The organism is Variovorax sp. SRS16, assembly GCF_901827165.1.
Lineage (GTDB): Bacteria > Pseudomonadota > Gammaproteobacteria > Burkholderiales > Burkholderiaceae_C > Variovorax.
Window position 1 is genome coordinate 5,722,800 of record NZ_LR594666.1, and the last position, 13,352, is coordinate 5,736,151.

The 13,352-nt window shown below is 66.7% G+C and carries 12 protein-coding genes; 6 read left to right on the forward strand and 6 right to left on the reverse strand.

Features of this window, described 5'->3' with window-relative positions:
• On the forward strand, nucleotides 1-1,386 hold the full coding sequence (locus E5P2_RS27550) for an aminopeptidase P N-terminal domain-containing protein (RefSeq protein ID WP_162570250.1): 1,386 nt from the start codon (nucleotides 1-3) through the stop codon (nucleotides 1,384-1,386).
• Nucleotides 1,387-1,403: 17 nt separating this feature from the next.
• Entirely contained in the window at nucleotides 1,404-2,627 is a 1,224-nt protein-coding gene (locus E5P2_RS27555; protein WP_162570251.1) for an alpha/beta hydrolase family protein, read from the forward strand.
• Nucleotides 2,628-2,673: 46 nt separating this feature from the next.
• On the opposite strand, the gene E5P2_RS27560 is transcribed toward E5P2_RS27555, so the two are convergent.
• The 5 genes from E5P2_RS27560 to E5P2_RS27580 are packed head-to-tail and all read right to left on the reverse strand — an operon-like array spanning nucleotide 2,674 to nucleotide 8,657.
• On the reverse strand, nucleotides 2,674-4,266 hold the full coding sequence (locus E5P2_RS27560; RefSeq protein ID WP_162570252.1) for an FAD-dependent oxidoreductase: 1,593 nt from the start codon (nucleotides 4,264-4,266) through the stop codon (nucleotides 2,674-2,676).
• Between the two features lie 2 nt (nucleotides 4,267-4,268).
• Nucleotides 4,269-5,828 carry a polyamine aminopropyltransferase gene (locus E5P2_RS27565; protein WP_443083566.1) on the reverse strand — a complete coding sequence of 520 codons (1,560 nt, stop codon included), beginning with the start codon at nucleotides 5,826-5,828 and terminating at the stop codon, nucleotides 4,269-4,271.
• Nucleotides 5,829-5,854: 26 nt separating this feature from the next.
• The gene (locus E5P2_RS27570) at nucleotides 5,855-6,073 is read right to left on the reverse strand and encodes a DUF350 domain-containing protein (protein ID WP_162570253.1); all 219 of its coding nucleotides are present in this window, start codon (nucleotides 6,071-6,073) and stop codon (nucleotides 5,855-5,857) included.
• A gap of 25 nt (nucleotides 6,074-6,098) precedes the next feature.
• Nucleotides 6,099-7,586 carry a DUF4178 domain-containing protein gene (locus E5P2_RS27575; protein ID WP_162570254.1) on the reverse strand — a complete coding sequence of 496 codons (1,488 nt, stop codon included), beginning with the start codon at nucleotides 7,584-7,586 and terminating at the stop codon, nucleotides 6,099-6,101.
• Nucleotides 7,587-7,601: 15 nt separating this feature from the next.
• Complete coding sequence (locus E5P2_RS27580; RefSeq protein WP_162570255.1) at nucleotides 7,602-8,657, reverse strand: SPFH domain-containing protein; 1,056 nt, start codon at nucleotides 8,655-8,657, stop codon at nucleotides 7,602-7,604.
• 163 nt (nucleotides 8,658-8,820) lie between these two features.
• Here E5P2_RS27580 and E5P2_RS27585 point away from each other — a divergent pair, with 163 nt between their 5' ends.
• The 4 genes from E5P2_RS27585 (at nucleotide 8,821) to E5P2_RS27600 (ending at nucleotide 12,438) form a co-directional block, all read left to right on the forward strand.
• The gene (locus E5P2_RS27585; protein WP_162570256.1) at nucleotides 8,821-11,160 is read left to right on the forward strand and encodes an NADP-dependent malic enzyme; all 2,340 of its coding nucleotides are present in this window, start codon (nucleotides 8,821-8,823) and stop codon (nucleotides 11,158-11,160) included.
• 182 nt (nucleotides 11,161-11,342) lie between these two features.
• Nucleotides 11,343-11,759 carry a ribonuclease domain-containing protein gene (locus tag E5P2_RS27590; protein ID WP_162570257.1) on the forward strand — a complete coding sequence of 139 codons (417 nt, stop codon included), beginning with the start codon at nucleotides 11,343-11,345 and terminating at the stop codon, nucleotides 11,757-11,759.
• Entirely contained in the window at nucleotides 11,756-12,238 is a 483-nt protein-coding gene (locus E5P2_RS27595) for a barstar family protein (protein ID WP_443083438.1), read from the forward strand. Before E5P2_RS27590 ends, E5P2_RS27595 begins: the two co-directional genes overlap by 4 nt.
• Entirely contained in the window at nucleotides 12,217-12,438 is a 222-nt protein-coding gene (locus tag E5P2_RS27600) for a hypothetical protein (RefSeq protein ID WP_162565135.1), read from the forward strand. Before E5P2_RS27595 ends, E5P2_RS27600 begins: the two co-directional genes overlap by 22 nt.
• 130 nt (nucleotides 12,439-12,568) lie before the next feature.
• Here the strand turns inward: E5P2_RS27600 and rsmA are convergent, their stop codons facing one another.
• The gene (gene rsmA, locus E5P2_RS27605) at nucleotides 12,569-13,342 is read right to left on the reverse strand and encodes a 16S rRNA (adenine(1518)-N(6)/adenine(1519)-N(6))-dimethyltransferase RsmA (protein WP_162570258.1); all 774 of its coding nucleotides are present in this window, start codon (nucleotides 13,340-13,342) and stop codon (nucleotides 12,569-12,571) included.
• Nucleotides 13,343-13,352 lie beyond the last annotated feature (10 nt).

A 13,352-nucleotide genomic window follows, 5' to 3' on the forward strand; every position in this document is an offset into this window, starting at 1 on the left:
ATGACCGCAAATTCCCACGCTCTTCGCCGTGCGCGCCTTGCAGCCCAACTGGGTGCCGACGGCATCGCCATCATTCCGACGGCACCGGAACGCCAACGCAACCGCGACAGCGACTTCCTCTACCGGCATGACAGCTATTTCTTCTATCTGACGGGCTTCACCGAGCCGAACGCCTGGCTGGTGCTGGCCGGCGATGGCCGCGCCACGCTGTTCTGCGCGCCCAAGGATCCGGAGCGCGAGGTCTGGGACGGCTACCGACTCGGGCCTTCGGCGGCGCCGGCAGCGCTCGGCGTCGACGAGGCCTTCGCGGTCGACGAACTCGATGCCCGGCTGCCCAAGCTGCTGGAGAACAAGGCCGTCGTCTGGTATCCCTTCGCGACCTACAAGGGCCTCGAGTCGCGCATCGACGGCTGGCTTTCGGCCGTGCGCGCACGCGTGCGCTACGGCGCGCTCTGTCCGGAAGAGCAGCGCGACCTGTGCGGCCCGCTCGACGAGATGCGCCTGATGAAGGACGCCGGCGAACAGGACGTGATGCGCCGCGCCGCGCAGATCAGCGCCCGGGCCCACGTGCGCGCGATGCAGCTGTCGGCGCGCATGCTGCGCGAGGGGAAGGACGTGCGCGAATACCACCTCGATGCCGAACTGCTGCACGAATTCCGCCTGGGCGGTTCGCAATATCCCGCCTACGGTTCGATCGTGGCAGCGGGCGCCAACGCCTGCGTGCTGCACTACCGCGCCGACGTGGCGCCGGTGCGCGACGGCGAGCTGGTGCTGATCGACGCCGGGTGCGAACTCGACGGCTACGCGAGCGACATCACGCGCACCTTTCCCGCCAACGGCCGGTTCACCGGACCGCAGCGCGCGCTGTACGACCTGGTGCGCGCGAGCCAGGACGCGGCGGTCGCGGCGACGCAGCCCGGGCGGCGCTTCAACGATCCGCACGAGGCCGCCGTGAAGGTGCTGTCGCAGGGCATGCTGGATCTGGGGCTGCTCGACGCGAACAAGGTCGGCGGCATCGACGACGTGATCGCGCAGCGCGCCTACTTTCCCTTCTACATGCATCGCACCGGCCATTGGCTCGGCATGGATGTCCACGACTGCGGCAGCTACGTCGAGCCGACCGAGGTGGGCGAGGTGAGCGAGCGCAAGGACCCGCTGTCCAACGAGATCATCAAGAACCGTCCCAGCCGCATCCTGCATCCGGGCATGGTGCTGACCGTCGAGCCGGGCATCTACGTGCGCCCTGCCGACGGCGTGCCGGCGCAGTTCCACAACATCGGCATCCGGATCGAAGACGACGCCATCGTCACCGCCAGCGGCTGCGAGCTGATCTCGCGCGGCGTGCCGGTCGATGCGGACGAGATCGAAGCACTGATGCGCAACTAGCGCCGCAGACGCCGCCCATGGCCGATCGCCCCATGCGCAAGCGCTCCTGGCTTCTGCTGGTCCTCGTGCTGCTGGTCTGGTCCTACTTCGCCCGGCCGGTCTACGACTTCGCATGGATCGTCTCGGGCCGGCTGTACGACATGGCGGCCGCCAGGATCGGATCGCCGACCCTGCGCATGAAGCGCCAGGACGTGGTCGACCGCGCCCTCGCGCAGGGCGACGAGATCGCGGCCTACCTGCGCGCGCTGCGCGATGCGGTCCCGCCGGTCGCGGCATCGCCGGCGCTCGACTTCTCGAGCGCCGAAGCCTTCTCCCGGTCCGCCCAGGCTTCGCGGGCGCGCCTGAGCCAGAGCCTGCGCTATCCCCCGCCGGGTTTCGATGTGCCGCTCACGCAGCCGGTGGTTGAATCCGCCATCGGCGCCGATGAATTCGCGACCTACCGCGAACTGAAGATCCCGGTGCTGCCCGGCGTCTACGCCACGGGCATCTACATGCGTCCGAAGAGCGCGGACGACCAGAAGAAACTGCCGCTGGTGATTTCAGCCGCCGGCCGCGGCGGAATGCCCGCCGAGACCCCGGACGGCCTGCTGAAGGGCATGGGCAAGAGCCGCCGCAACCTGGCCTGGGACGCGCTCCAGCATGGCTACGCGGTCTGGATGCCGACCTATGTGCACTACGGCCGGGACGGCGATGACTTCAGGGACCGGCTGACCGTGCGCGCCTGGGAGGCCGGCACCTCGCTGCCGGCCATCGAGATCGCCAAGACGGTCAAGGCGCTGGACGTCCTGCTCAAGCGGCCCGACATCGATCCTCAGCGCGTGGCCATGATGGGCCACTCCTACGGCGGCTTCTACACCCTCTACACGACCGCGCTCGATCCGCGCATCCGCGTGGCCGTCGTGGCCGCGTACTTCAACGATCGCGAAGCCGTGCTGGATTCGTCCGAGCCGAACGGCTTTCTCGACTGGCGCTATCCGGATGCGCTGACGCTGTGGCGCGACCCGTCGGTCGCCGCGCTCGTCGCGCCGCGGCCGCTCCTGATCGAGGCCGGCAACCAGGACCCGCTCTTTCCGATCCAGGGCGCGCGCAAGGCAGCGCCGGAAGCGGCTGCGCTGTACCAGCGCCTGGGCATCGGCGATCGCTTCGAATTCCGGGAGTTCGTCGGCCGCCACGACTTCGACGGCGAGGCAGCAATGGCCTTCATCGACAAGCAGCTCGGCGGCGGCGCGGCACGCGACTGAGACCGCGGGCGCCACGGGTCTTCGTGGACATGCGTTCCATCGCCGCTCAGGCCAGCAATGCCGAGGCCGCCAGGTGTCCCCGCGTGAACGCCTCTTCGAAGATGGAGTAGCCCGACCAGTCGGCATGGGCGAACAGCAGGCGTCCGCTGCGCACCAGGCTTCGTGCCATCGACGACGCCCCGGTCCCGAGCAGGCCGGGTGAGGGAATGGCCATCGCATGCCCGTAGCGCGTGATGTCGATGCGCGTCGCCTGCGCCGCGAAATCGGGATGCGGGACCGAAAGCTCGGCCAGCAGGTCGTCGCGCCACGCGGCCCATGGCCGGTCGAGCAGCCGGCGGCGGCCGTCCGGACCGTCGTAGCCGCTGGGACCGAGCGGGCGGTACCAGCTCATCACGGTCGGGCCGGGCGTGGGGTCGAGGCTTTGATGGCGTGCATCGACATAACCGAGGCCGGCCGTGCCGTAGATCACGTTGTCCCAGCTCGGCGCCGGGCCGCGCCGGTCGGCCAGCGGCGCGCGCAGATGGACATTGGCAACCAGCCATGGCGCGTAGCGAAGATGTGCGGCGGCATGGCGCAGCAGCACGGGCGGTCCCTCGATCACGCGAACGGCGATGAACACCGGCAGCGCGACGATGCAGTGCTCGGCCTGCCACCGCACCACGGAATGCGAGGCGAGGTCGAAGCTGTCGACCTCGACGCCGTCGCGCGTTTCGGCAATGCGCACGACGGCCTGCGCCGCATGCAACCGTTCGCCCAGCGGCGCCGCGAGCCGGCGCGTGAGCCAGCCGTTGCCTTCGGGCCAGGTGAGCACCGCGTCGCGCTCGCCGCTGTCGTCGCCGGGCGCATGGAAGCCGTGCCGGCTCGCGAAGTAGTGGATGCCGGCCCAGGCCGAGACCTGCGTGAGACCGGCACCGTAGTCGTCGCGACAGCAGTAGTCGAGGTACCAGCGCAGATACCGGTCGTCGAGGCCAAGGCCGTCCAGCCAGGCGCCGAACGAGACCGCGTCGAGTGCCAGCAACGTGGCCGACAGCGGTGCCTTCAGCGTCGGGATCGAGAACTTCGCCTCGTGCTGCAGCCGGTCCACCTGCGCGGCGAAGCGGCGGTACTGCGCAAGCGTCGCCTCGCCGATGCCGTTGACGGGCAACAGGCCGTCCTGCCATTCGCCGCCGATGAAGAGACGCTCCTGCGGGCTGTGGCAGAGATGGCGTTCGTCGTACGCCCAACGGCCCGCAACGCGCTGCCGCAGACCCAGCTCTTCCAGCAGATCCTGGACCTCGGTCGCATCGTCGCCGGGCACCGGCAGGTAGTGCGCGCCGAGCGGACAGGCAATGCCCTCGACCGCGCCGCCGCGGCTGTTGCCGCCGGCCGTGTCCTCCAGTTCGAGCAGCGTGAAGTCGTCGATGCCGCCGAGTCGCAACGCGCGCGCTGCCGCGAGACCCGCGACCCCGCCGCCGGCGATCACGACGCGCGTGCGGCGCGTCTGCACAGGTCCATCCGAACGCAGCAGGCCATCGCGCAGCGCATGGCCGCGCGCCACGTCGATGCCGGTGAAGCCGCCTTCGATGGCTGGCGCCGACGCGTCGCATCCGCAAAGCGCGAATGCGCCCGCCGTCGCGCCGATGAACTCACGCCGCTTCATCGTCAATGCGCAGCAACTTTGCCCCATTCCTGTTCGTAGGTGGTGACCAGGATCTGGTTCGACAGGCGGTTCACTTCCGTCGGTACGCGCGCCATGTCGCGCGGAAAGTCGAACAGGAGGGGCAGCGTACCGACCGACAGGAAACGCAGGCCCGGCGGCAGCGCATCAGGCAGCCGATAAGGCCTCCGGCTCGCGATGATGTAGCCCCATTCACCGAAGCTCGGCACATGGGCGTGATAGGGCGTTGCGAGCAGCCCCACCGATTCGATCGTCGTGGCCACGGTCCAGAAACTCTTGCGCGCCACCAGCGGCGAGGTGGTCTGGATCACCGCGTAGCCACTCGCGGCCAGTCGTTTTTCGAGCAGCGCGTAGAACGAGCTGGTGTAGAGCTTGCCGATCGCGAAGTTGGTCGGATCGGGGAAGTCGACCACGATGACATCGAAGATGTCGCCCGGCTGCTGCAGCCACTGGAAGGCATCGGTGTTGACGATGTGCACCTTGGGCGACTTCAGCGAACCGCCGTTCAGTGCCGCAAGCGTTTCGTGCTCGGTGAAGAGCCGGGTCATGTTGGGATCGAGTTCGACCAGCGTGACGCTGTCGACGGAGGGGTACTTGAGGATCTCGCGCACCGCCATGCCATCGCCGCCGCCGAGCACCGCGATCTTCTTCGGCGCGCCGTGCGCGGCCATCACCGGATGCACCAGCGCCTCGTGGTAGCGGTACTCGTCGCGCTCGGCGAACTGGAGGTTGCCGTTGAGGAACAGGCGATGCCCGGCGGCATGCCCGCGCGTCACCACGATGCGCTGGTAGGGCGAGGTCGCGCTGAACACGATCGGGTCCTGGTAGAACTTGTCCTCGGCCAGGCTGGTGATGCGATTGGCGAACACGAAGGCACAAGCCAGCGCGCCGAGGGTCAGCGCGCATGCCACGCCATGCGCCCCCACGCGGCGCAGTCCATGGCGGAACATCCACAGCGCCCACAGCGCAACGGCCGCGTTCATGAGCCCGAAGAGCAGGCCGGTGCGGATCATGCCGAGCTGCGGCACCAGCAGCAGCGGAAATGCGATCGACACCGCGAGTGCGCCGAGATAGTCGAAGGTCAGCACCTGCGACACCAGATCCTTGAGCTGCACGTTGCGGCGCAGGATGCGCATCACCAGCGGGATCTCCAGGCCCACCAGCACGCCGACCGCCAGCACCAGGCCGTAGAGCAAGAGGCGGAACGCGCCCGGAATGTAGGCACTGGCCAGGAACAGCAGCGCCGGCAGCCCGCCGCCGACCAGCGCGACCATCAACTCGATGCGCAGGAAATGCGCGGGCAGCTGGCGCTCGAGATAGCGCGAAAGCCAGGAGCCCACGCCCATCGCGAACAGGTAAGTGCCGATGACGGTGCTGAACTGCAGCACCGAATCGCCGAGCAGGTACGAACTCAGCGCCGCGGCGGTCAGCTCGTAGACCAAGCCGCAGGCCGCGACCACGAACACGCTCGCGAGCAGCGCGATCTCGACGGCGCTGGGCGAGCGCCCGCGCGGCATCGGCGCGGCCTGCGCCTGCGTGTTCATCTCGGGCACGTCGGCCGCAGGGCGGCTCAATGGATTGCGGCGGCAACGATGATCGAGATGCCCAGACTCATCGCAGCGACCACGAGGCCGAGCGCGACATTCTGCTTCTCGACGATCTCGCCCCAGAGGTCATAGGGCGTGATCTTGTCGATGATCAGGAAGCACAGCCAGAAAATCACCACGCCGATGAGCGCGTAGACGAGTGATCCGAGGACCAGGCCTGGCTTCAACGATTCGAATCCCATGATGAGGACCTCCGGTAAAAAGACATTACTTGTGGCCGCCGCCACTCGAGTAGCCGCCGTACGACCCGCCCGAGCTGCGATAGCCGCTGCCAGCACCCGATGAACTGCTGCAGGTGCTGAGGATGATCAGCAGGACCAGGATCACCACGATGATCAGGATGATGGTGCCGCAACCCATCTTCGACGCCGAGCTCAGCGGCGTGGCATCGCTGCGCTTGAACATCTCCTTCTTGCCGTCGAGCCTGAAGGCCGCCGCGACCGCGGCGCTGTCGATCTTGCTGCCGCTCGACCAGGTCAGCTCGTTGGCGGAACGCTCCATCGACAGCAGCGCGGCGCCGTTGGCGAAGTCGCGGTTGAAGGTCTTCTGGCCACGCTGGACCTGCCAGTAGAACTCGCCGGCGACGTAGGAGGTCTCGGCGTTGTAGGCGTACTGCTGCTGATAGCGCGTGCCGAGGTAGCTCGCACTGCTGCCGTTCTCGGTCATGGTCGGCGCGCCGGTGGTGGGCTTGACCACGCTCCAGCCGTCCTCCGCATCGACCAGGAAGGTGAAGCCGCGCTTCTGGTTGTAGAGCAGGTATTCGTCCCAGCCGAACTGCTCGTCGTCGCCGGGCGCGGCGCCCATGCGGTGCTGGAAGCCGACCACCTGCCACTGCACACCCTGCAGCTGGCCCATGCTGCCGAGCGCGATCAGCGGACGCACCGGCTCGTCCTGCGTCGCGTGCCGCAGTTCGCCGCCGATGCCTTGCGAGAGATCGATGATGCTGTGGCACGAACCGCAGGTGATGCTCTTGCTGTCGGCGAGGTTGACGGTGACCGGTGCGCCGCAGTTCGGGCAGTTGAAGCTGCGGCCTTTCTCGTCCTTGGCCGAGTCGTCGCGCAGGCCGGTGAGCTGCAGGTCTTCGAGTTGTACCGCGCGCCCGAGGTACGCGCCCGGCGGATCGGCGTCGTAGTCGAGGGTGAGGACCAGTCCCTTGTCGTTGCGCAGCTCGACCACCGGGAACGGCCGTCCGAGCACGGGCAGCCGCGGCAGTTCGCCCTGCGCCGAGACGAGCGCCACCTGCTCGTTCGATGCGACGGTGTAGTTCTGGCCGTTGAACGCGGTGGTGGCGCCGACGCGCAGATCGGCAGCCGGCGGCGCGGCGCGCTGCAGGTCGAAGGGCAGGGCGAAAACGAAGGCGCCGTTGTCCTCGCTCAGGATGCCGGTGCGGTCGCCGTCGAGTGCGGCGATCCACTCGGTCCAGCGGCCGCCCTCGTAGCTGTACTGCAGGCGTCCGACCAGCGTGAAGGGCTTGTCCTGGATGCGGCCCGCCGCGAACAGCTGCAGCGGGCTGAAGTCGTCGAACAACTCCGCCATCTTGCCGGTGCGCGCGAGCGTGTCGCCCTGACGCACCACGGTGCTCTGGCAATAGGGGCAGACGGCATAGGCCGACTGCGCCGAGCGGAATTCGACCGGCGCGCCGCAGCCAGGGCAGGGCGCGCGGTAGTAGCGCTGGCTGCCGCTCTCTTCAGCCATGACAGGCTGGGGCGCTCACACCAGTTTTTTCAGCAGATCCGCCTTCTTGGCGTCGAACTCTTCCTGCGTGAGGATGCCCTTGGTCTTGAGCTCGCCGAGCTTCTCGAGCGTGGTCATCACGTCGGCCGGATCGACCACCGCGACGGCGGGCTGCTGCGTGGGTGCCACTGCCGCAGCAGCGGGATTCGCGTTGGGGTTGAGCCCCTGCGACAGGTTCTGTGCCAGCACCTGCCCGAGCGCAACGCCCGCGCCCAGGCCCATCGCATCGCCAGCGATGCCGCCGCCGCTGCCGGCGTTCTCGGCGAACTTGGGGATCGCCTGCGCGGTCTGGTACTGCATGAACTTGCCCATGTCGTTGCCGACCATGCCCATGCCGATCTTCTGATCGAGGATCTTCTGCAGCTCTTCGGGCAGCGAGACGTTCTGTACGGTGATGTTCTCGAGCTTGACGCCGATCTTGTTGAACTCGGGCACCAGCTGCGCCGCCAGCGCCTGCGCGAACTGGATCTGGTTGGCCGCGAGGTCGAGGAAGGGCACGCCGCTGGAGGCGATCGCGTTGCTGATGTTCTGAAGCACCAGACCGCGCAGCTGGCCATCGAGATCGGCCACCGTGTAGACATCGCGCGTGCCCGAGATCTCGGTGTGGAACTGCTTGGCGTCGCCGACGCGGAAGCTGTAGTTGCCGAAGGCGCGCAGCCGGACGGCGCCGAAGTCCTTGTCTCGGATCGTGATCGGCTGCGGCGTGCCCCACTTCTGGTCGACCTGCTGGCGCGTGCTGAAGAAGTAGACGTCGCTCTTGAACGGGGACTCGAAGAGCTTGTCCCAGTTCTTGAGGTAGGTGAGCACGGGCAGCGTCTGCGTCGTGAGCTTGTACATGCCGGGGCCGAACACGTCGGCCACCTTGCCCTCGTTGACGAAGATCGCAACCTGCGATTCGCGCACCGTGAGCGAGCCGCCGTTCTGGATTTCCATGTCCGCCATCGGGAAGCGCCAGGCCAGCGTGCCGTCGCCGGTCTCGGTCCACTGGATGATGTCGATGAACTGTTTCTTGATGAAATCCATCAGCGCCATGGTCACTCCTCGGAAGCGGTTTTGCGAGCTGGGCATATTGCCACATCGGCCTGGAAGCCCGACGTTTTCCCATGGGTTGCGCCTGTGCCATGTGGCCTATGCCGTCGACAGCGAGGTCTACAATCGGCGCCCCCTATAAGAAGCGTTGCAAGGAGCACGGCCCATGTCCGATCTGACCCCCCCGGTTCCCACGCCCGAAGACAAGCGCACGGAGCTGCGTCGGGCAGCCCTCAGGTACCACGAATTTCCGGTGCCGGGCAAGATCGCCATCGCGGCGACCAAGCAGATGATCAACCAGCGCGACCTGGCGCTGGCCTATTCGCCCGGCGTGGCCGCGCCCTGCGAGGAGATCGTCAAGGATCCGGTGAACGCCTTCAAGTACACCGCGCGCGGCAACCTGGTGGCGGTCATCACCAATGGCACGGCGGTGCTCGGCCTCGGCGACATCGGGCCGCTGGCCTCCAAGCCGGTGATGGAAGGCAAGGGCGTGCTGTTCAAGAAGTTCGCCGGCGTGGACGTGTTCGACATCGAGATCGACGAGAAGGATCCGGCCCGGCTGGTCGACGTGATCGCCGCGCTCGAACCCACCTTCGGCGCCATCAACCTCGAGGACATCAAGGCACCCGATTGCTTCTACGTCGAGCGCGAGCTGCGCAAGCGCATGAAGATCCCGGTGTTCCATGACGACCAGCACGGCACGGCAATCACGGTGGCCGCCGCGATGCTCAACGGCCTGAAGGTGGTCGGCAAGGACATCGCGCAGGTCAAGCTCGTGACCTCGGGCGCCGGCGCCGCGGCGCTGGCCTGCCTGAACCTGCTTCTCAAGGTCGGCCTGAAGCGCGAGAACGTGTTCGTGACCGATCTGGCCGGCGTCGTCTACGAAGGCCGCACGGAGCTGATGGACGACGACAAGCGCCAGTACATGCAGCGCACCGAGGCGCGGTCGCTGTCCGACGTGATCGACGGTGCCGACGTGTTCCTGGGCCTGTCCGCCGGCGGCGTGCTCAAGCCCGCGATGGTGGCGAAGATGGCGGCCAGGCCGGTGATCTTCGCGCTCGCCAATCCCAATCCCGAGATCTCGCCGGAAGACGCGCATGCGGTGCGCGACGACGTCGTCATGGCCACCGGCCGCACGGACTATCCGAACCAGGTCAACAACGTCCTGTGCTTCCCCTACATCTTCCGCGGCGCGCTGGACTGCGGCGCCACCACGATCACCGACGAGATGGAAGTCGCCGCGGTGCATGCCATCGCCGAACTCGCACAGGCCGAGCAGAGCGAGCGCGTGGCGGCGGCCTATGTGGGCGAGAAGCTCAGCTTCGGCGCCGAGTACCTGATTCCGAAGCCCTTCGATCCGCGTCTCATGATGAAGATCGCGCCGGCGGTCGCCCAGGCCGCCGCCGATTCGGGCGTCGCGCTGCGGCCGATCGCCGACCTCGACGCCTATCGCGACAAGCTGCAGAGCTTCGTCTATGCCTCGGGCACCACGATGAAGCCGATCTTCGACGCCGCCAAGCGTGCGCCGAAGAAGCGGGTTGCGTTCAGCGAAGGCGAGGAAGAGCGCGTGCTGCGCGCCGTACAGATCGTGGTCGACGAAGGCCTCGCCCGCCCGACCTTGATCGGGCGGCCGGCCATCATCGCGCAGCGCGTCGAGAAGTTCGGCCTCAGGCTGAAGGAAGAACTCGACTACGACGTCGTCAACGTCGAGCATGACCATCGCTACCGCGACTTCTGGCAGACCTACCACCGGATGACCGAGCGCAAGGGCATCACGGTGCAGATGGCCAAGATCGAGATGCGCCGCCGGCTCACGCTGATCGGTTCCATGTTGCTCCACAAGGGCGACGTGGACGGGCTGATCTGCGGCACCTGGGGCACGACGAGCCTGCACCTGCACTACATCGACCAGGTGATCGGCAAGCGCGTCGGCGGCTGCCCGAGCACGCCGCAGGATCTGCCGATCTATGCCTGCATGAACGGCTTGCTGTTGCCCGACAGGCAGGTGTTCCTCGTCGACACGCACGTCAATTACGATCCGACGGCCGAAGAACTCACCGAGATCACGACCATGGCGGCCGAGGAGATGATGCGCTTCGGCATCAAGCCCAAGGCGGCGCTGCTCTCGCACTCCAATTTCGGCAACAGCAACCAGCCGAGCGCCATCAAGATGCGGCGGACCCTGGAACTGCTGCGCGTGCAGGCGCCGTGGCTGGAGGTGGACGGCGAGATGCACGGCGACGTGGCACTCGACGGCAAGCAACGCGCCGCCGTGATGCCGCACAGCGCGCTGGCCGGCGATGCCAATCTGCTGGTCTTCCCGAACATCGACGCCGCCAATATTTCCTACAACCTCCTCAAGACGGCAGCGGGCGGCAACATCGCGATCGGGCCGGTTCTGCTCGGCGCGGCCAAACCTGTGCATGTTCTCACCGCCAGCACGACCGTCCGCCGGATCGTGAACATGACTGCACTCACGGTCGCGGATGCAAACGCCGAGAGGTAGGCGAAAGAGCGACAGCGGCCGCTAACTTCGAAAGCGCAGCTACGGCCCCTCTGCCTGCTCAATCTTTGAGCAGGCGCTTGCTATTTGCGCGCCGCTGGTGCACACTCCGGGCTTGAATTTGCGGGTTAACCCCAGGGTTGATTCGCTGGTTCGGCTCTCGCTCCCCTTCCTTCTGGTGCCCCATGGCGGCTTACGCCTCGATCACGTCCCCTGTCTCCAAGTTTGCGCTCACTAGCTTGATGCTGGTTGCGCTGATGACCGGAGTCCAGGCGCGTGAAAGAGTCGGTGCCGATGCCCGCGGACACCCGGCACTGGAATCGATTGCGCTGGCCGAATTGCCGGTACAAGGCCAGCGTACTTATGAGGCCATATTGAATGGTGGCCCCTTCAGGCACGAAAAGGACGGTGTGGTGTTCGGCAATCGCGAACGCCTGCTGCCGCAGGAGCGGCGAGGCCATTACCGAGAGTACACGGTCGATACGCCGGGCTCGCGCGATCGTGGCGCGAGGCGCATCGTCTGCGGGGGTGAGCGCACCGCGCCAACGGCGTGCTGGTTCACCGCGGATCATTATGCGAGCTTCAGACGGATCGTCCCATGAGCAATGAACTGGATTGGAGCGGCGCCCCAAGGCGTCCTGAAGAAATGATGACGACAACCATGGAAAAACCAGCGGAGATGACCTTATCCCTTCGTGCCGTGCGACCCAACATCGTGCAATCCATTCGCGCGTTCCGCGTGAATGATCTGCAGGAAGCGGCGCATGCGGCAGGGCAGCACTTTCTCTATGCGAACCTGGGCAATGCCCAGACCAAGCAGGACGTGCTCGACCTGATCGCGCAGCAATTCACCTTCCCGCAGCACTTCGGGAAGAACTTCGACGCGCTGTACGACTGCATGACGGACCCGCTGCACAAGTCCGGCCCGCAACCGGGTTTCGTGATCGTGCTCGAACAGATCCCTGCCAACGCCAAGTTCGACAAGGAAGCGCGCGAGCAACTGCTCGACATCTTCCGCGACGCCTCCGACTATTGGGGAGACCGGAAGATACCGTTCAGGTGCTTCTATTCTTTTCTGTAGCCCGTTCTGCACACACCAGCCAAGCAGAACGGGCGAACGAGGCTCAGCAGTCCGGTGCCGCACCGGTTTCCGGCATCGAACTTTCCACCAACGACCCCGCCGCCGAGAAGATGCCGACCGACAAGCTCGTCGATGTCTCGCCTCTGGCATTGCGCATGAGCAGCCCGTTCAACGCGGGATACTGGCTCGCAGCGGCGTAGTTGCTCGCCCCCGGCTGCGCGCACTGCGTGTCGCTTCGCCTACCCCCCGGCCGGGGGCGGCACCGGCCGACCGGCTAAGCCGAATCGGTGGTGCCCCTGGAATAAAAAAGCCCCGCAATGCGGGGCTTTTTTATGCGGCGACGGTCTGTGCCAGGGCTACGTATTCGGCCACGGGCACTTCTTCCGCGCGCCGCTGCGTGTCGAACGTGCCGTCGAATTCATGCGCTTCGAGCCACTTGCCCAGCGTATGCCGCAGCAGCTTGCGGCGTTGGCTGAAGGCCACCTGGACGATCTCGCCGAGTCGCGCCGCATCGAGCTGCGGCGGATCGGCGAGCGGCACCATGCGGATCACCGCGCTGTCGACGCGCGGCGGCGGCTCGAAGCTTTCTGGCGGGACGAACAGCACGTCCTCCATCGCATAGCGCCATTGCAGCATCACGCTCAGACGGCTGTAGTCCGATGTGGCCGGCCGGGCCACCATGCGGTCGATGACCTCCTTTTGCAGCATGAAGTGCTGGTCGGCGATCAGACGGGCGAACCCCAGAAGGTGGAACAGGATCGGCGTCGAGATGTTGTAGGGAAGATTGCCCACCACCCGCAGCTTCGTTCCCTGGCTGCCGCCCGTTGCAGCGGCCAATGCTGCGAAGTCGACCTTCAGCACGTCGGATTCGATCACCTCGAGCTGACCGTGGGCCCGCAGACGCTGCGCCAGATCGCGGTCCAGTTCGATCACCGTAAGTCGGCCCAGGCGCTCCACCAGCGGCTGCGTGAGCGCGGCCAGGCCCGGGCCAATCTCGACCATGGCATCGCCCGGCTGCGGCGCGATCGCGCGCACGATCGCATCGATGATGCCGGCGTCGGTCAGGAAATGCTGGCCGAAGCGCTTGCGCGCGATGTGTTTCACGCCGGCAGAC

Coding starts and splice junctions, on each gene's coding strand:
- E5P2_RS27550 (WP_162570250.1), top strand. CDS start 1: ATGACCGCAAATTCCCACGCTCTTCGCCGTGCGCGCCTTGCAGCCCAA.
- E5P2_RS27555 (WP_162570251.1), top strand. CDS start 1,404: ATGGCCGATCGCCCCATGCGCAAGCGCTCCTGGCTTCTGCTGGTCCTC.
- E5P2_RS27560 (WP_162570252.1), bottom strand. CDS start 4,266: ATGAAGCGGCGTGAGTTCATCGGCGCGACGGCGGGCGCATTCGCGCTT.
- E5P2_RS27565 (WP_443083566.1), bottom strand. CDS start 5,828: ATGAACACGCAGGCGCAGGCCGCGCCGATGCCGCGCGGGCGCTCGCCC.
- E5P2_RS27570 (WP_162570253.1), bottom strand. CDS start 6,073: ATGGGATTCGAATCGTTGAAGCCAGGCCTGGTCCTCGGATCACTCGTC.
- E5P2_RS27575 (WP_162570254.1), bottom strand. CDS start 7,586: ATGGCTGAAGAGAGCGGCAGCCAGCGCTACTACCGCGCGCCCTGCCCT.
- E5P2_RS27580 (WP_162570255.1), bottom strand. CDS start 8,657: ATGGCGCTGATGGATTTCATCAAGAAACAGTTCATCGACATCATCCAG.
- E5P2_RS27585 (WP_162570256.1), top strand. CDS start 8,821: ATGTCCGATCTGACCCCCCCGGTTCCCACGCCCGAAGACAAGCGCACG.
- E5P2_RS27590 (WP_162570257.1), top strand. CDS start 11,343: ATGGCGGCTTACGCCTCGATCACGTCCCCTGTCTCCAAGTTTGCGCTC.
- E5P2_RS27595 (WP_443083438.1), top strand. CDS start 11,756: ATGAGCAATGAACTGGATTGGAGCGGCGCCCCAAGGCGTCCTGAAGAA.